The 17,386-nt window shown below is 60.9% G+C and carries 17 protein-coding genes; 6 read left to right on the top strand and 11 right to left on the bottom strand.

All coding sequences use genetic code 11. The features are described 5' to 3' along the window. Positions 1–414 precede the first annotated feature (414 nt). Together GWE18_RS14520 and GWE18_RS14515 are read right to left on the bottom strand one after the other, a co-directional pair. Positions 415–1,032 carry an SCO family protein gene (locus GWE18_RS14520; RefSeq protein ID WP_275186415.1) on the bottom strand — a complete coding sequence of 206 codons (618 nt, stop codon included), beginning with the start codon at positions 1,030–1,032 and terminating at the stop codon, positions 415–417. Further along, positions 1,029–2,138 (bottom strand): MBL fold metallo-hydrolase, encoded by a 1,110-nt coding sequence (locus tag GWE18_RS14515; RefSeq protein WP_275186414.1) that lies wholly within the window; start codon positions 2,136–2,138, stop codon positions 1,029–1,031. Before GWE18_RS14515 ends, GWE18_RS14520 begins: the two co-directional genes overlap by 4 nt. Positions 2,139–2,680: 542 nt before the next feature. Between GWE18_RS14515 and GWE18_RS14510 the strand changes: the two genes are divergently transcribed. Next, positions 2,681–2,965 carry a hypothetical protein gene (locus GWE18_RS14510; protein WP_275186413.1) on the top strand — a complete coding sequence of 95 codons (285 nt, stop codon included), beginning with the start codon at positions 2,681–2,683 and terminating at the stop codon, positions 2,963–2,965. 190 nt (positions 2,966–3,155) lie between these two features. On the opposite strand, the gene GWE18_RS14505 is transcribed toward GWE18_RS14510, so the two are convergent. Beyond that, positions 3,156–3,452, bottom strand: coding sequence for a hypothetical protein (locus tag GWE18_RS14505; RefSeq protein ID WP_275186412.1), 297 nt, complete (start codon positions 3,450–3,452; stop codon positions 3,156–3,158). Between the two features lie 189 nt (positions 3,453–3,641). Next, positions 3,642–4,730, bottom strand: a complete 1,089-nt coding sequence (locus GWE18_RS14500; protein ID WP_275186411.1) for a mandelate racemase/muconate lactonizing enzyme family protein — start codon at positions 4,728–4,730, stop codon at positions 3,642–3,644. Positions 4,731–5,361: 631 nt separating this feature from the next. Between GWE18_RS14500 and GWE18_RS14495 the strand changes: the two genes are divergently transcribed. After that, on the top strand, positions 5,362–6,642 hold the full coding sequence (locus tag GWE18_RS14495; RefSeq protein ID WP_275186410.1) for a hypothetical protein: 1,281 nt from the start codon (positions 5,362–5,364) through the stop codon (positions 6,640–6,642). Here the strand turns inward: GWE18_RS14495 and GWE18_RS14490 are convergent. Then, the gene (locus GWE18_RS14490) at positions 6,639–7,379 is read right to left on the bottom strand and encodes a DUF3750 domain-containing protein (protein ID WP_275186409.1); all 741 of its coding nucleotides are present in this window, start codon (positions 7,377–7,379) and stop codon (positions 6,639–6,641) included. The genes GWE18_RS14495 and GWE18_RS14490 overlap by 4 nt on opposite strands. Before the next feature lie 526 nt (positions 7,380–7,905). On the opposite strand from GWE18_RS14490, the gene GWE18_RS14485 reads away from it, so the two are divergent. From GWE18_RS14485 to GWE18_RS14470, 4 genes are all read left to right on the top strand, one after another. Beyond that, positions 7,906–9,567 (top strand): response regulator, encoded by a 1,662-nt coding sequence (locus GWE18_RS14485; RefSeq protein ID WP_275186408.1) that lies wholly within the window; start codon positions 7,906–7,908, stop codon positions 9,565–9,567. A gap of 222 nt (positions 9,568–9,789) precedes the next feature. Further along, a complete protein-coding gene (locus GWE18_RS14480; RefSeq protein WP_275186407.1) occupies positions 9,790–10,524 on the top strand; it encodes a response regulator transcription factor in 735 nt (244 codons plus the stop codon). 374 nt (positions 10,525–10,898) lie between these two features. Beyond that, a complete protein-coding gene (locus GWE18_RS14475) occupies positions 10,899–12,269 on the top strand; it encodes a type II and III secretion system protein family protein (RefSeq protein WP_275186406.1) in 1,371 nt (456 codons plus the stop codon). Positions 12,270–12,283: 14 nt separating this feature from the next. Beyond that, positions 12,284–12,967 (top strand): CpaD family pilus assembly lipoprotein, encoded by a 684-nt coding sequence (locus GWE18_RS14470; RefSeq protein ID WP_275186405.1) that lies wholly within the window; start codon positions 12,284–12,286, stop codon positions 12,965–12,967. Positions 12,968–12,975: 8 nt separating this feature from the next. Here the strand turns inward: GWE18_RS14470 and GWE18_RS14465 are convergent, their stop codons facing one another. Genes GWE18_RS14465 through GWE18_RS14440 form a run of 6 tightly spaced genes read right to left on the bottom strand, consistent with a single transcriptional unit; the run spans position 12,976 to position 17,385 of the window. Beyond that, entirely contained in the window at positions 12,976–14,016 is a 1,041-nt protein-coding gene (locus GWE18_RS14465; RefSeq protein ID WP_275186404.1) for an EscU/YscU/HrcU family type III secretion system export apparatus switch protein, read from the bottom strand. After that, a complete protein-coding gene (gene sctT, locus GWE18_RS14460; RefSeq protein WP_275186403.1) occupies positions 14,013–14,831 on the bottom strand; it encodes a type III secretion system export apparatus subunit SctT in 819 nt (272 codons plus the stop codon). Before sctT ends, GWE18_RS14465 begins: the two co-directional genes overlap by 4 nt. 16 nt (positions 14,832–14,847) lie before the next feature. Then, positions 14,848–15,123 carry a flagellar biosynthetic protein FliQ gene (locus GWE18_RS14455; RefSeq protein ID WP_057854893.1) on the bottom strand — a complete coding sequence of 92 codons (276 nt, stop codon included), beginning with the start codon at positions 15,121–15,123 and terminating at the stop codon, positions 14,848–14,850. Between the two features lie 15 nt (positions 15,124–15,138). After that, the gene (gene sctR, locus GWE18_RS14450) at positions 15,139–15,795 is read right to left on the bottom strand and encodes a type III secretion system export apparatus subunit SctR (protein ID WP_275186402.1); all 657 of its coding nucleotides are present in this window, start codon (positions 15,793–15,795) and stop codon (positions 15,139–15,141) included. Further along, positions 15,788–16,894 (bottom strand): type III secretion system cytoplasmic ring protein SctQ, encoded by a 1,107-nt coding sequence (gene sctQ / locus GWE18_RS14445; protein WP_275186401.1) that lies wholly within the window; start codon positions 16,892–16,894, stop codon positions 15,788–15,790. Before sctQ ends, sctR begins: the two co-directional genes overlap by 8 nt. Beyond that, positions 16,894–17,385 carry a hypothetical protein gene (locus GWE18_RS14440; RefSeq protein WP_275186400.1) on the bottom strand — a complete coding sequence of 164 codons (492 nt, stop codon included), beginning with the start codon at positions 17,383–17,385 and terminating at the stop codon, positions 16,894–16,896. The genes sctQ and GWE18_RS14440 overlap by 1 nt, the downstream gene beginning before the upstream one ends. Between the last annotated feature and the right edge of the window lies 1 nt (position 17,386).

The following is a 17,386-nucleotide window of genomic DNA, read 5'->3' as shown; positions in this document are numbered from 1 at the left end:
AGTTACGTGTCCCAGCAACAACCGAAGAGCCTTGGTCGAAGCCGATTTTCTGTATGAAGTGCCAACCCCGGAATAACCCCGGCTACGCCAGGAACGAACGGACACAACCAGGGTCGAATGAAGTTAAAACTCCCGACTTTTCAACATTATATGGGCCGATAACCGGGTTCGGGACGCAGGGGTCGCAGGTTCGAATCCTGCCACTCCGACCATTTACGCTTGCCATTCATTTTTCAGGACTTTTTCTGATTGCTGGCGGTTCCCGAGTCAACCGCCGATTCCCCTCCGGAAGCCGGACACAGGTCTGCGTTCCCGCGGCGCATGGCGTCCGGGCTTTTCCAGTGCCACCCTCGAAATCGGAGGGTGCAGGGAATGCCCGGTGCAGCAAATTAGATTTTTCGCGCAATGGATCCTTCAGCGTTTGGCTGAGAGATGAGCCTTGATGACCGCGACCATCCGATCCGAGGGGGTGCCCGGCGGGAAGAACCCGAGATACTTGCCGTCGCGATCCATCAGATAGATGAAACCCGAATGATCGATGGTGTATTCTGCGGCGCCTTCGACCGGGACCTTGGCGTAAAAGACCCGATACAAGCGCGCAGCGTCGCGAATCTGCGCAGCATCGCCTGTCAGGCCGAGCAGGCGCGGGTGAAAGGACGGCACATAGTCGGCGAGATGCGCAGGCGTATCGCGGTCGGGATCGACAGTGACGAACAACGGCTGCACCGCGTCGCCGCCGGGGCCAAGTTTGTCGACGGCCTGCCCGATCGCCATCAGATCGGTCGGGCAGACGTCCGGACAGAAGCTGAACCCGAAATAGACAAGCATCAGCTTGCCAAGGAAATCGGCGTCCGTACGAGGCTTGCCGGTGTGATCGATGAGAGTGAAGGGGCCGCCGATCGGCTCCTTGCCCCACATCACTGCATCCATCAACTCGCCGGCGCTGCGTTCGCTCTGCGCGTGCACCACGGGCACTGCACCGAGCAGTCCCGCGGCTACGACCAAGCCGACAAGCACCCGACTGTTCGTCATGCGCCCATTGTCAAGCGGACGCCGGTTGTCGAAACCAGAAGCTTGTCCGGTAGCTGCGCGCGCACGGCGCGAGCGAAGTTGTCGCCGCTACAATGCATCGGGATAATCACGTCCGGTTCGAGCTTCTTGATCTCGGCGACAACTTGATTGAGATAGTCCTCGGGTGCCGGCCCGAGATGGAAGCCACCGACGATAGCATGGATCTTCTGCACGCCGGAGACTTCCTGTGCCTGCCGGACCGAATTGACGATGCCGACGTGACCGCAGGAGCTGATCACCACGAGCCCGCGGTCTTTTACATTGAAACAGGTCGCGTGCTCGTGGATGTGCTCGTCCGGAACGATCTTGCCCAGCATCTCCGCCGGCAGGTAGTGGCTCGCGTCACAGCCGAGACCGTCCTTCACAGCAAATCCGACGTGCGTATTCGGCAACACTCTTTCGATGCCCGACCTCTTGATCTTACCCGTCGTGAAAGCGTGGTCGGCGACAACCGTCGGGTTTTCCGCCAGAACGACTGATACCTTGTTCGCAGCCAGCTCGCGGCGATCGAGCGCACCAAATTCGGCAAGTGCACCGGGTGCGCCGCTATAGCGCTGGCAGAAATTGTCCTCCCCGCCGGCATAGAGTTTCACATCGGCTAGCAACGCGCTGCGGTATTTCTGCAGGAAGCCGATGAGGCCGCCGTAGTGATCGAAGTGGCCATGGCTCACGACCATTGCATTGATCTTGCCGGGATCAGCGCCGGTCAGTTCGATATTGTTGAGCAGAGCTTCCGGCGTATAGCCGAAGTCGAGCAGGATAGTACGCTGCTCGTTGCCGCGCTGTGACTGCAGGTACAGAGACAAACCCCATTGATTGTGTAGTGCGCGACGATAATCCTGCTGCCGTGGTGCCGGCTCGATCGAGACGTTCCCCACCTTGCCCGGGCGCTCGAAAATATTCTGGCTTCCATCGATCAGCACCCGGATCGAGAGTTTGTCCACCACGGGAATGTCGATCGCGGCTGCTTTGGCGATTTCGATGCAGGTAAAGCTACCGGCGGCGACGGCTCCCCCAATGGCCGCACAACCCCTCAGAAAATCGCGGCGTTTGAACTGCTCGATCATCGATCCCTCCCTGCAATGGAGCCAAGCGGTATCCTTGGCTGGATGACTCCAAAACTGGCGAAGTATGAAGTATAGAGAGCGCAAAATCGCGCCCTCAAATCCAATCAATGAATGAGTAGTGCTTGCCCGCCGAAGGCACTGGTGCTGCGCTCAACTGCAGAACTCCGGCACGTCCCATTGGCAGGTCATCGAAGACTACGCCAATTTCGGTGCAGCCAAAAGAGCAGCTTCACTTCCGCTATCGCACTTGGCGTCGTTTCGCTGCGATGCGGAATTTGGTCCGCTATCGGGCGACGCATTTCGGACATCGAGTAGCAATCAAGCTCGATTTATGGGTACGCGCCTAAAAGTGCCTGAACCGGCAATTGGAAACGTCTGAGTAACAAATTCAGTACCATTCCAATAGTACACCTAGACGTTGAAAGAACTCGGTGCATTGGAAAGGGTCTTGAACGTGAAGATGTGCGTTCCGCCGGTCCTACACGCTAAACTTATGATCACTCGTGCTAACTACCTCCCGGTGTAAGCGAGAGGTCAAGCATATGCTATCCTTAGGTGCAATTTCTTTTTGGGCCGCGGCTCTTTTCGTTGGCGCGTTAGGGATTGTTTGCAGTGAACTCTGGCGGCATGGCTACTCTTCATTAGAAGCAGCCAGAGTTGGCGGCTATCTCTTGTTCCTTATAAACGTTGCCATCGCAGTCTTCGGAATTTGGAAGCAGCAACGCTTAGCGTGGACCGCCTATCTCATTATCACGCTGGTGCTGATGTTATTGATAGGCGAGCCGACGCCGGTCTCGGCAATGTGGACCATGGCAAAGCTTCTCTAGCCGCCCCGGCGCGACAGCCCATAGCGCGCCGCCATCGACGTCAGACCCCACCGAGCCTGCTCTTCGGGCTCGCTAGACTAAGTTCGAAGGACAACGGCGCACAGCGCGAGCCTTCGATGCCGCTACGCCCGCACCACAAGGGAAACGGCGAAGCCGGACCTCTTCGTGCAGTCTCGTGCTGAACTCAGCGCTAGCGTGGCGTGCGGCTGGTCTCGGAACCCTGGCCGCCACCTGTACCAGCGCCTGAACCGGTCGTCGTCTGGCTGCTACTCGAGTCGGGACGCCCGGGCGGATGCGCGGACGCGCCCGAACTTTCCTGTTGCCCCACAAGGCCGGATTCTCCGGAGTCGCGAGTCTTGATGCCTTTATCCGCTTCTTCCTGCATCTGCTTGTCGGATTGCATCTGTTGTTGGCCGGGCGCCGTCGACTGCTGAGCCTGTGCCGGCGCGGCGATGGCAACGCCAATCGCGGCCGTCATGGTGAGCATTGAGGTTCGCATAAGCTATCCTTCCTATTGTTCCTCTCCGCACACAACGCGCGAGGCAGCGATCGTTTCCCGAGAGAGTTTTAAAGGAGGAGAGCGCAGGGACAGCGATCCTGCCCTGTGCGAACGAAAGTTCGCCGCCCTTTATTGCGTGTGGTTGCCAGTTCTGCGGTGCCCACGCAGCCTCTGCGATTATTGTGCGAGTTGCGCCAATCCTTTCCAATCGAAGGCGATTCCGTGGCCGGGCCGGGTCGGCGCTAATGCCATGCCCTGATCGAGGACGAGCGGGTGCTCGATATATCGATCGAGCCCAAATCCGTGCGCCTCGAGATAGGAACGATTTGGGCAGGCCGCGAGAAGGTGGACTGTGACGTCGTGTGCGCCGTGGCTGGTGACCGGAAGATTGAACGCTTCTGCAAGCCGCGCGATCTTCATGAATGCCGTGACGCCGCCGCAATTGGTGACGTCGGGCTCGGGATAGGACACCGCGCCGGCCGCGATATAGTTCTTGAATTCCCAGAGCGAGCGCAGGTTTTCGCCGGCCGCGATCGGCACGCCGCCGGCAGCCATGATGCGGGCGTGACCGGCGATGTCATCGGGAATGATCGGCTCTTCGAGCCAGGTGAGGTCGTAGGGCTGCAGGGCGCGCGCGGCGCGGATGGCTTCCTCGACCGTCCATTTCATGTTGGCATCCGCCATCAGCGGAAAGCCGCTGCCGAGATGTTTGCGCATCGCCTGCACGCGCGCGACGTCGGATGCGAGATCCGGGCGGCCCACCTTCATCTTGATGGCGCGAAAGCCCTTGGCAAGATTATCGTCGGTTTGCTTGAGAAGCGCCTCGACGGAGAGATCGAGGTCGATGCCGCCGGCGTAACAGGGCACGCGGGCGTCGAAGCCGCCGAGCAGACCAAACAGCGGCAGATTGGCGCGGCGCGCCTTCAGGTCCCACAGGGCGATATCGAGCGCCGAGAGCGCAAGCACGGGCGGCCCGCCGCGCCCGCCATAATGCAGGCCCCACCAGATATGATGCCAGATGGCTTCGGTGTCGTCGGCGTGCCGGCCCTCGATCAGTTCGGGGATTTCCCGCCTGAGAATATCGGCAATCGCGCCGCCATTGCGGCCGACGGTGTAGGTATAGCCCGTGCCTTCAGCCCCATCTGAATCGCGAACGCGGCAGGTCACCAATTCGAAGGCTGCGATTTCGCCATGTGTGCTGTCGGAGAGGGTAACCGTCAGCGGGATCCGATAGAGCCCAGTCTCGACCGTTTTGATTGTTGTCATTGGTTTCCACCCGCGTTTCTTCGTGCATGTTCGGTTGGGCGCGCCAATAGGTCGACTTGGCTCCCTTCCTCTTCCGCCCACTTTACCGCGGTCCCCTTTAATGCACTACGTCCGGCACAGCGGCATGCGTTGCGACTGACCGGCTTCGCAGACCTTAAGTTTGTGTAATCTCGTTGCGGCCAGGTGCGGCTGAACCATCTAAGTGACAGGCGGGAGCGTTAAAACCTGCCCTTCAACTGTACCCAGCGGCCCTGCTCAGAAAGGTGAGCTGGGTCCTTTTGAAATATCCAACGTTAGGCCCTGCCTCAGTGGCTCAGAGGCGCCGATGATGTCTACCCCTCAATCTCGAACTGCCCGCTGGTCGGAAGCAGACGACAAGCTCTTGCGTGCGATGTCTGAGGCCGGAAAGAGCCTCACGCTGATGACGGTCAAACTCAACAGGCCGATGGCGTCCATCAAGGCGCGCGCCGCAGACTTGGGAATTGCCATTCCCGGAACCGAGATTGGAAAGCGCAGGCACAGAAAGTCTGCCTGACACAACGTGCGAGCTTCTTCCTCGCCAGCTCTAATCGAAGTGAACCCGATGCCATCCTGAAACGTTAGGTCAGATGCCCAACCAGCGAAGACTTACGTGGAGAGCGTCCAGGCCTACCTAGAGCGGAAGCACAGGGAACTCAGGCTGATAAATGACTGCCTGAGACACCCCTTGCCGTTGACCTGTCCGCGGTCGGTCGGCGAAGTTATCAGGCACAAGTTTCAGCTCGCCGCTGCCCTTAAGGCAGAGCACGCTCAGCATGATTGGAACGTCACCGAGACGGCTTGGGCACATCCCGGCCAACGGCGCATCGGCCCGTTCGAATTCAGATACGACTACCAGCGCGCCGATCTCGACGTGCGCGGCCCCTCGTTCTACGAGCTCGACTGCGGCGCGACCGATACCATCTATACTGCTTCCGGTATGGCTGCGATCTCGGCGCTGCTGCTGGCTTCTGCCCGCGTGATCGGAGAGGCGGATATTCTGGCTCTGCCCGGCGCCTACGGTGAGACGCAGGAGTTCATTGAAAACTACGCCGATCGTTTGCGGATGATTACGCTGAACCGCCCCTCGGAAGAGGCGGTCGGTCCAAGATCGGCGTCGTCGCGGATTATGCTGCTGGATTCCTGCGCATCCGCTTCCGCGTTTGATGCCGGGCTTCACTGCACGAACGCGGCGCCTGATCTCTCGATTTTCGATACCACCTGTTTCTCCAGCGGGTCAGGCCGTATCCGGAGGGTGTTGGGACGTGCTCGCGAATTGGCTATCCCCATCGTCATGGTGCGTAGCCATACGAAGCTGGATTCGCTCGGCGCGGAATATGGTCGACTTGGGTCCGTGGCTTTCGTCGACTGGGAAAAGAACGTAGCCGGCGGATCGAAACTCAAGCAGCTTCCGGCTGAAACACGAAATGCTGTTCGGCTACTGGGCGGCGCGGCGCTGCCAGCGCATTTCCCTCCCTATATCGGCACACCGTCATATCGCGAGCTGACGAACAAACGGATCGCAGCCATGCTGCGCAACAGCCGCCGCGCCAGCCGATATTTTGCGACTGCGCTCTCAGGCTTGACTGCTGAACTCCATTTCGCCCATGGCCTTTATGTCACCGTCAGCAGTCAGCAACCGCTTGATGAGGCAACAGCTAGACGGGCGGCTGCCGAAATGAGCAGCGACCTGGCGCGAACGGGTTTGCCAATCCAGCACGCGGGAAGCTTCGGCTTTGATTTTGCCGCGACAGAATGGTTCCGTAATCCCACAACTGACCGCTATAGCGTCCGCATCGCGGCATCAGATCTTCCCACTGCGATCTGGGATGATCTTACTGAAGCGATCGCCAAGTGGTGGTCGGCGCACCAGCGCAAGATAGAAGAATTCTAGATCCCGGCCGTCATTCCCAGTCGGCCGAGGCCCGGGAGCTTCAACGCGGGCCGGCGAATGTCGAGTCCCACCACCGCGCCGAGGAAATTGAATTCCAAACCTTCGACCCAGCCGACGGTGAGACCGAGATAACCCCCGAGGGAAGCGTATACCCCGGTGCCGGACGGGGTCAGCCCGAACCACTCACCTCGATAAGGGTAGTCCTTTCCAATGGCGGTCGGCGGCAGGACAGTCTTGAGTTCGGGAACTGCATCAAGCGCCGCTTGGACAAAGGTATTGGAGTTCGGTCCCGGCCATGCATTGTAGTCGCCGTGCGCACTGAACTTGTAGTTCTCGATGACGTGACGGATCTTGGGAATTAGACGGCTAGCTTCAGGACCGTCGACGGCGGCAATGGTTTCCGGGACGGCGCCAAACCACCGTGCATCGGCGGTGAATCCGTTGGTGCGAATAGGCGCGCCCCAGGCAGTATAATCGTAACGCGTGTATGTAGCTGCATTCTGCTCCTTGACGACGATCCAGGTGTGGATGGCGAATATCGCCTTCCATCGAACCGTGCGCGCACCGTAAACCCGGATTACTGCGTCAGGATGGTGGGATGGCAACGGCAAGAGGCCAGCGCTGGAGCGGTCTGCAGTTTGCCAATTTCCTCGGGATTCGCCAAACCAGTAGCGCCCGGCCGACACGCCGACCGGAAAAAAGACCAACGCCAGAAAGATTGCGACTGATTTGAGCAAAGCAAACGCGAGGGCATGAAGTGGGGACGGCTCTCATATAGTTCGCGTTGTCGTTGGCGCCAGATCACCCCAGCCTTTTTGATATTGCACAAAGTCGTACGCAACGACGCGCCTTCTCTCGGTCCGAACGCCGCGAATAGGCCTCAATATATTGCCGATCAATTCTGACACGAAGCTGACCAACGGTCTCAACGATGTGCGCGCCCGCGAAATACATTTGTCACAAATCTGCAAGCGCATCTTCGCTCGCGCTGTGTGTCAAGCGCGGGAACCAAAAGCGCATGTCGCGATTACTCCACGCTTGCGCAACTTGGGCTTGAGCTGCTCGAAAATACTTTCATGCCTGCTGACGAATGATCTTAGTCTCTCCACGATTGATAGACAGATTCATCGAGCGACGATGTCGCTTTCTGAGATCGGCTGTCATCGTGATCGTCCGTAACGCCGCACTGCCATTCGATCCGGTCTTCGCAATCCGGCGTTCGGCTGAGCGGGCCTGCATTGTTTCCGGTGGGAGCTGCGCCGAATGCTGATCGAAACTTCAGCGCCGCGGATCTTGTATCAAGCTGCGAAACCCCAAATTCTGATCGCCGACGATGATCCGCAGAATTTGATGGCGCTCGACGCGATCCTGGCGGCTCCTGACCGCGAGGTCGTCCAGGCGCGATCCGGATCTGAGGTGCTGCGCCGCGCGCGCCAGAATGATTTTGCGGCTGTTGTTCTTGATATGCGCATGCCTGATCTTGACGGGCTTCAAGTGGCCGCGCGGATGAAGGCGGATCAACGCACTTCGCGGATTCCTGTTGTTTTTCTCGCGGCTTACGATCCCGACGAACTACAGATCGCGAGCGGCGGTGCCGCCGGCGCAATTGACTATGTCTTCAAGCCGGTCAATCCAGAACTTCTCCGCGCGAAGATCGACATCCTCGTCGATCTCTTTCGAAAGACCGAGGAAATACGCCGGCTTGCCGACCAGGAAAAACGGTTGCTCCTGGAGAATTTGCGCTTTCAGAAGGAAAGGCTCGCTGCCGAGCAGCGGCTGCGTCACCGCGAGGAGCATCAATCGCTTGTGCTGCAGTCGTTGCCGATTGCGCTTTACACGGCAAGCAGCGGCCCCGGTTTGCGACGGCTGCGCTTCACCAACGATAGCATCCGGCGTCTGTCGGGCTTCTCGAGTTCGGATTTCCTGAGACAGCCGAATCTGTGGGAAGCCAGACTCAACCCCGAAGAACACGGGCGGGTGATCCAAGCTTTTGCGAACATCGAAAAGGCCGGCTCCGCGAGCATCGAATACCGCTGGCGTTGCGCGGACGGGACAGAAAAGCACGTCTTTGACCATGCCGTCCTGAGCGAGAGGGACGGCCGCCGCGAGCTCCTTGGGTTCTGGCTTGATGTCAGCGACAGGAAGTCCCTTGAGACGGATCTGCTTCACGCAAGCAAGCTGGAGGCCGTCGGCCGCCTGACCGGAGGCATCGTCCACGACTTCAGGAACATGCTGAGTGTGGTGATCGGCAATCTTGACCTGCTTCATCTGCTCATTCGCGACAACAGCGGCGCCTGCCGCCGCCTCCACTCGGCGCTCGAAGGGGCGCAGACCTGCGCCGAACTGACCGGCCGCCTGCTTGCCTTCGTGCGCCGCCGGGCAATCGAGACCGACGTCGTCGATGTGATCGAGACCGTCGAATCGATCGTGGATCTGCTGACATGCGCTCTCGGCGCCAACATTCGTATCCGCACCAACTATGACAGGGATTGCTGGCCCGTTTTCGTCGACCGGCCGCAGCTCGAAGCCGCGATCGTCAATCTGGCGATCAACGCGCGCGATGCGATGCCCAATGGGGGACAGCTCGGCATTTGTGTGGAGAATATTCGTCATGCGACCGATCACCGAGGTCAGGAGGCGTCGCAGTCGCGCGAATATGTACGTATCACGGTGAGCGATACCGGTGTCGGCATGTCGGCCGAGATCGCGGCGAAAATTTTCGAGCCGTTCTTCACCACGAAGAACGTCGGCAAGGGAAGCGGCCTGGGCCTCAGCATGGTCAGGCACTTCGCCCGGCAGTCGAACGGCGACGTCACAGCGAAAAGCACTCCTGGAACCGGAACTCAAATCCGTCTCGATCTTCCGCGGGCGCAATTGGAGGCTCCGCCGGAAATCGAGCAGACTCTGTTTGATCTATCCGCATGACAGCCACCCGGTCCGAGCATGCCGAACGGGTTCGCCGCGGTGTCTTCATTAGAACGTCACCTAAAAAAGGTTCAACGCTCCTGAAATGCTGAGTGCGCACGTTCGGGGAACCCGCTCAGAAGCAACGATACGCACCGTCCTCCAAGTGCGGCGTGTTCAGTTGCAACTGAGTGCAGGGTTGTCGAACCGATGCGGCACGCAGATGCCTTGGGAGGACAAGAGATGCGGGTGCTCCTGGTCGAGGACGAGCCGAAGGTCGCCGCTGTAATTTCCGATATCCTGAAATTCAACGGCTTCACTGCGGATTCGGTCGGCACCCTGGAGGACGCATCCGAATCCGTCGCGGTAGTCACCTATGACGCGATCCTTCTGGATCGCAAATTGCCTGACGGCGATGGACTCCATTGGCTTCGCCACCGGCGGCGGTCGGGATGGCCGGTGCCTGCGCTGATCCTGACAGCCGAAATGGACAGCGTCGACGACCGCGTCGAAGGCCTGAACGCGGGTGCAGACGACTACATCTTGAAGCCCGTCAACATGGAAGAGCTGATCGCGCGACTGCGCGCCGTGCTGCGGCGGCCTACCACCGCGTTGGGACCGGTGATGCGCGCGGGCAATGTCGAGTTCGATCCCGGCGGAAGGCAGGTGTGGGTCAACGGCACATCGGTCAAGGTGCCGCGGCGCGAGATCTGTCTGCTGGAGGTGCTGATGCGCCGGTTCGGGCGCGTCGTTCCAAAGTCCGCGCTGGAAGAGAGTCTGTTCAGCTATGACAATGAAGTCTCTTCCAATGCGCTGGAAGTCGGCATTTACCGGCTGAGGAGCCACCTCTCGAAGTCGGGAGCGACGGTTTCGATCAGAACGGACCGCGGCATCGGCTACATTCTCGAGCTTGCACGATCAAGTGTTTCCGACACGAAGCCTGCGAGCGGCAAGAGCTCCGAGGTCTCTCGCGCCTGATGTAACAGAATCGTTTCGTTCAGGTGGCGCGAGCATGGCGGCTGAAGGGCGGATTGATGAACGTGTGTTCTGTCGACCACACGTTGTTTCGTTTAGCGCATCTGAAGCACGTCGCGTGATGACGGCACATCGCCGGGTCATTAAGGTCAGGACGTGCAATCCGAAACTCCACGCGCGCTCATTCGCGTCGAAGTTCTGGAACGCATGCGGGGGCTCGAAGCTCATCCGAGCACCAGAAGTTGCAATCGCGCTTACGACGCCCAGTGAAGCGTGAATCTCGAAAAGGCCGGCGACAAGTGCTGATGAAGCTTCGACCATCAAGAGCCCGGACATTGTTGCTCTGCGCTCTTCTTGGCGCTTGCGGCAGCGAAACGTTGGCGGCCGAACAGCCATCGGTGCGCATGGTTCCCTTGCGCAAGCCGGCCGCGCAAGACCAGATGCCCGTCGTCTCCGAGCGTGGCCAGATTCGCCTGGATGTGTCGCGCGGGCAGACGATACGGCTTTCGCAGACCGCGAAGACGATGTTCATTGCCGATCCCGCCATCGCTGATATCCAGGCGCCGTCCAACGACGCGGCCTTTGTCTTCGGCAAGAAGGCCGGTCGAACGAGCTTCTTCGCGCTCGACGACAATCAGCAGGCGATCGCCGAATACGAAGTCATCGTGACCCAGCCGATCAAGGATTTGCGCGAAATGCTCCGCAGCGAGGTCGGCGATTATGCGATCCAAGTGTCCTACACGCCGAATGGTGCGGTACTAAGCGGCACCGTGCCCAATGCCGCTCTGGCGGAGAGTGCAAAATCCATCACGACGCAGTTCCTGGGGCCGGGAGCCATAATCACCAACAAGCTGCGCGTTGCCGGCGCATTACAGGTGAATCTCCAGGTCCGGGTCGCGGAAGTCGCCAGAAATGTCGCCAAGGAGTTCGGATTTAATATCAATGCGACCGCGGAGACAGGCAGTTTCCGTTTTGGCTTTGTGAATGGCCGGTCTGCCGTCGGTCCGGCGGGACAAATCATCCGATCGCCGACGGGAGCCGGCTCCGCATTTTTGGGATTTGGCGCTGGCGGCACCAATATCTCCGCCGTGCTGGACGCACTCGCAGCCGAAGGTTTGGTCGCCATTTTGGCGGAGCCAAACCTCACGGCGGTCTCCGGAGAGCCTGCAAGCTTTCTCGCAGGCGGCGAGTTTCCGATACCGGTCGCGCAGGGGCTGGACCGCTTCAGCGTCGAGTTCAAGCGCTTCGGCGTCAGTCTTGATTTCGTCCCGACGGTTCTTGCAGGTGAAATGATCAGCATTCGCGTGAAGCCGGAAGTCAGCGACATTTCCAGTCGCGGCCAGGTTCAGATCAATGGCTTTACCATTCCCGCGCTTGCGACGCGGCGCGCAGACACGGTCGTTGAACTCGCCAGCGGGCAAAGCTTTGCGATCGGAGGCTTGATCCGCAAGGGCTTCAGCACCGACATCTCGGCATTCCCCTGGCTGGGCGATATCCCAGTGCTTGGCGCGCTGTTCCGGTCGAGCAACTTCCAGAAGGACGAGACCGAACTCGTCATCATCGTCACGCCTTACATCGTGCGGGCGGCAGTCAGCGCGACGCAAACGCAGGCGCCGACCGATCGCGTCGCGCCGCCGTCCGATGTCGACCGCGTTTTTCTGAACAGGGTTGCGTCACCGCCGCCAGGGCGGCAGGCGCCCAAAGCCAAGGTGACGCGGCCGCTCCAGGATGGGTTTATTCTCGAATGACAAAGAGAACCAGGATGCGCATGACCATCATGTTCTTCGCAGTTGGCCTGTTTGCGCCGCAGCCCGCCGCCTGCCAGACCTATATCGAAACGCCGCCGGCCGTCCTGGTCGCACCCGCATCGCACGTCCTTCTGCTTTCCAGCGGCTCGGGCGGCGCCCTGACGTCGGCAGACCGGCGCCGTCTGGAAGACTTCATATACACTGCGAGCCATGGCCGGCTCGATGCGATCCATGTGGACGTCATCGGGATCGATCCGCGCGCACGTTACGCGGTGACGCGAAGCGCAATCCGGATGGGCGTCGCGCCCTTCAAGGTGAAGGAAATCTACGCGCCCGCCGACGAGCGCCACCGCTTCGCGATCCGCGTCGTCGCGGTGCGCTACACTGCACTTGCGCCGGGATGTCCTTCGCTGCAGATCACGGCGTCGCCCAACGACAATCACTTCGAGCCGACGCTCGGCTGCTCGAATCTTGCGAACCTTGCCGCCACCGTCAATGACCCGAAGGATCTGCTCGTAAGTACCGCGGTGCCGCCGTCCGACGGCGAGCGTGCGGCCATCCCGGTGACGCGCCATCGCGGCTTCAGCGGCAACGCCGCGCTCTCGCCACAGACGGGACGCGGAGCAACGGTCATCAGCGTGCCCCCTGCCAACCCCGCGACGCCGGCAGGTGGCGCAGGCACTGCGCCCGCGCAGTAGAGCGCCATCTAGACGAGGCCGGCGGCCAGCATGGCGCGCGCGACGCGTTCGAATTGCTGGCTTGCGATCGCGCTACCGAGCCGCGGCTTGCGCCGCAGGCTGCGGGCAAGCGCCGCTTCCGCGACAACGGGAATGCGGGCTGACACTGCAATGTCCAGAAGCGATAGGGCGGCTGCGCCTCTTGCGCGGCAGACCACGATCGGCACGGATGTTTCGCCCCTGATATAGCGAAGGCCGACCACCACGCTTTCGCCGCGCACGAACAGTGTGGCATGGCGTGGGCCTATCGGAGGCTCCCGGGCCTGCTCCTCGCGGTGACGCCGGCGCGTGCTGCGCACCAGAGGGTTGCCTTCCTGATCCTGCCGCTCGCGCTTGCTCTCCGTGATCGTCATGCGCATCTCGCGCAGGAACAGCCAGCGCTGAAGCAGAATGTCGACCAGGCCGGTCGCGAGGAGGAAGGCAATGCCGATGCCGAGCAGCAGTTGCGCCATGCTGCCGAACACGAAGCCGATGCAGCCTTCGCCGCAGATCGGTAGCCGAACCAACGTGTTCAGCGTGCCCGCCACGACGATGACCAACGTGGTTCCGAGCAGGACGCCCTTGACGACGGTCTTCGCAAGCTCGATCCAGTTCTTGAGACCGAAGATGCGCTTGAATCCAGTGAACGGATTGATGTGCTCCAGACTTGGCGTCATCGGCGCAAGAGAGAACAGAAACCCTCGATTGATGGCGATGTTGGCCAGCATCGCCGCAGCGACGGTGACCGCCAGTAGCGGCAGGACCGTGCGCCAGCACAGCGCGATCAGAGCTGCCCCCAGTTGCGGCAGCGCCACCTGGAACGGCTGGTTTTGCATATCGATGGCGAGCAGCAGGGCTTCTCGCCAAAGGCCGACGATATTTCCCGAAAACGACCACAAATATGCGATCGCCGCCACCGCGCCTACCGCGCTGACGAAGTCGTGGCTGTGGGATATCTGTCCTTTCTCGCGCGCGTCCTGAAGCTTCTTCGCCGAGGCCGGCAGCGATTTCTGTTCGCTGGTGTCGCTCATTGCAGAAACCGCTCGAGCTGGCTCTTGATGCCGTGCGTTCCTGCAAGCTCGCCGCGCATATAGTCCATGAGGTAGGTCGCGTAGATGCCGATGAACACCACGAACACGACGTTCTTCAGGGTGGGCGGCAGATCGTAGGCGTTCAGTTGCGGGGCGGAACGGCTGATCAGCATCACCGAAAGGTCCAGGAGCAGGAACAGCGCGATGACCGGGCCGCCGACCAGCAGCGCGTATCCGAGGATGTGATCGAGCGTCTTGGCAATCGAAAGGGCGCTGTCGAGGGTGAGCCTCGGCGTAAAACTCGTCACCGGCCAGATCGCGTAGCTGTCGTAGAGGGTGCCGGCCAGGATGCGCATGCCATCCGCGGTGACGAAGACGGCGATGGCGCTGATGCCGAGAAAAATGCTCAGCGACGACGCTTGCGATCGCGTTGCGGGGTCGCTGGCGTCCTCGTTGGTCACGCCGCGCTGTTCGTCGATCAATTCGCCCACCGCCTGAATGGCCCAGAACGGCACGCCGAATATGAAGCCGATCAGCGTACCGACCAGCAGTTCCTTCATTGCGATCAGCACAAGCTGGGCGCTCTGGTGCGGTCCCAGCGCGGCGATGCTCTCGGTCGCGTGCCACATCACGGGAAGGCCCAGGGCGAGCGCAAAGCCCATACGGACGACGCCGCCGAGCTCCGCCTTTGTGAACACGGGGAATACCAGCGCAACACCCATGGTCCGCATGGCGGCGATGCCAAGCCCCAGCAACGCACTCAACGCCACGTCGATGAACTGCTGAAAATCCGCCGATGAAAGCGCTGACGTCATCGCGGCCGATTATCCGTCATGAACGTGTGGTGAGTGCTGGAAACTCCGTAAACAGGCGCCGGGCGTGATCGATCAGCGGACCAGCAAGCAGCGGAGAAAGCAGGCCGAGAACGGCGACGACGACGAGCAGCTTGACGGTTTGCGGCAAGGTCTGATCCTGGATTTGCGTGGCGGCCTGCAGGATCCCGACGATCAGCCCGGCCACCAGTGCCGCCAGCAGCGGCGGCAGCGTCAGCACGAGAAACAGGCTGAGCGACGTGCTCATATGCGTTAGAATGCTGGCTTCTTCCATGATGATGCTCTCCCGCTACTGCGCGTAACTCAAGACCAGCCCGTGTATCAGCCGCGACCAACCGTCGATCGCGATGAACAGGAACAGCTTGAACGGAACTGAAATCACCGTCGGCGAGACCAGCGACATGCCCATCGCCATCAGGATCGTCGTTACTACGAGATCGATGGTGATGAACGGAAGATAGAGCAGGAAACCGATCTCGAACGCGCGCTTGAGCTCGGCGAGCAGAAAGGAGGGGGCAAGAATCGAGAGCTCGTCCTCGGTGGCGCGATTGCGCATATCTGCCGGCCATACGCGTTCGGTGGCGGAAAGAAAGAATTGCCGCTCCTCCGGCCTGGTAAAACGCTTCAGATAGTCCCGCACCGGCTCCTGGGCGCGCTTCACCGCAACGCCCCAATCGTCGAAGGTCCTGTACTGCAGGGTCGGGTCGTTGAGTTGCACGTATACCTGCTCGATGATGGGTGAGCTGATATACATGGTGAGAATCAGCGCCGCGCCGTACAGAACGATGTTCGGCGGCACTTGCTGGACGCCGAGCGCGTTACGGACGAGGAACAGCACGACCGAGATCTTCAGGAACGAGGTCGTCGTCACAACGACGAACACCAGCAATCCCAAACCGAAGGTGATTGCGATAAGCGCGAGGATGCCGGGCTGTATGTCAGCCATGGTCGAACAGGCGAATGAGGCGAACGCCCAGACCGTCGCCGACACGCACGATCTCGCCGCGGCCGATGCGGCGTCCGTTGGCGACGATGTCGACCGGATCATTCGGCGATCGCCCGAGTGGAAATACATAGCCAGGCGCTATCATGCGGAGTTGCTCAAGTTCGACCGTCTGACGGCCCAGCTCGAAGGTCAGCTGAATTTCGAGATCGCCAAGATCATCCGTCTCGACGACGCGGGGTGCGCCTTTGCCCTCCATTGCATTGATCTCCTGAATGGACTTGCTGTGCTGAAGCGCGGATCGGACGCGCGCCCCGGTTTCGTCCAGGCGTGCGATCGCCCGATATCGATGGCCAAACATGAGGGCGGCCTCACCGCGCTCGAATGGAAACTCGTCCGGTATCAGCACGTCGCCATGGTGCAGGTCCTGCAGCGTGCTCAGGGGTAGCCGCACCGCGCCCGCACAGAGAATCGCGACGACCGGCACGAATGTCTCCGCGAGCGGCAATCGCGCCGGTGCGGCATGTTGCAGGACTCTTACGAAGTCTTCGAGGGCCGGGCCGTCCAGTTCAAGCCCAAGCTCGAAAGGAACGCCGTCCAGGGCGCCGTGGAAGACAAGCCGGTGCAACTGCGGACCAGGCGTCGTGAGATCGCGCGACGCGCGGCGGGACGATGACTGAAGCCTGAAGGACGCGCCGGTCGCAATCTCGATCTTCTCGAACAACGGGGCGAGCGCAAGCTCGACGAGCATGGACAAGGTCGGCTCGTCCGGAGGATCGTCGGAAAGCCCCGGCTGAATCCGGTCCAGGAGACGGCGCACGGTGGCGTATGCAAGCGTGGCCTTTGCGCTGGATTGGCCCCAGTAGCAGCTCGCTTCGAAGCAATCACTGTCGGCCGGGACGATTTCCGTCGCGTAAGCGGGGGACAGGTCGATGTCGATCGGCAGACCTTCGATCGACGCTTTGAACGGCGCGCGCCGGACGGAACAGGCGTTCAGGACAGCCAGGTCCGACGGCTCGCACAGCATTCGCGGCTGCCATGGCGCGACGTCGGCGTCGTGCGGCTGTTCTTTATGGGACGCACGCGCGCCATAGGCGTCCATCACGGCCGTTCGCTCCGGCCGCCGGGGTTGTTCGCATGCCGGATGCTGCCTTGCTCATCCGTATCCAGCTCGTCGATCAGCTCCATGTGAGAGCGGACGGCATTCTCGAGCTTTTCCTGCAGCAGGCGCGTTTTCCTGACTTCGCGAAATCGCGCGCGATGCTCGGCGGCGGATCGGAGCAGCGCCTGTTCGCAAAGTACGAGCTTGGCGCTCGCCGTCTCGGCAAGGCGGTTCGCGCCCGCCACGGCTTCGGCCAGCCGGGCCAGTTCATCGTGCCTGCGATACAGCATCTCGATCGTAACGCTCGCGCTGCCTGCGAGATCGCGGTAGTAACGCCGTTCGCCGCGGCTTCGATCGTTCTCCGCGCAGGCAAGCGCGACCGCCGCCGCCTCACTTGCCTCGCGCGCCCTGTCGCGCGCCGCGGCATCCGCCTGCATGAGGCGGCAGGCCTGCTGCTCGCGCAGCGCGCGATAGCGCGACAGCGCGTGCACG

Source organism: Bradyrhizobium sp. CSA112 (assembly GCF_029051645.1).
In the GTDB taxonomy this organism is placed as follows: domain Bacteria; phylum Pseudomonadota; class Alphaproteobacteria; order Rhizobiales; family Xanthobacteraceae; genus Bradyrhizobium.
The sequence above is the reverse complement of the archived record's forward strand: the minus strand, read 5'-3'. Positions and strand labels throughout refer to the sequence as shown.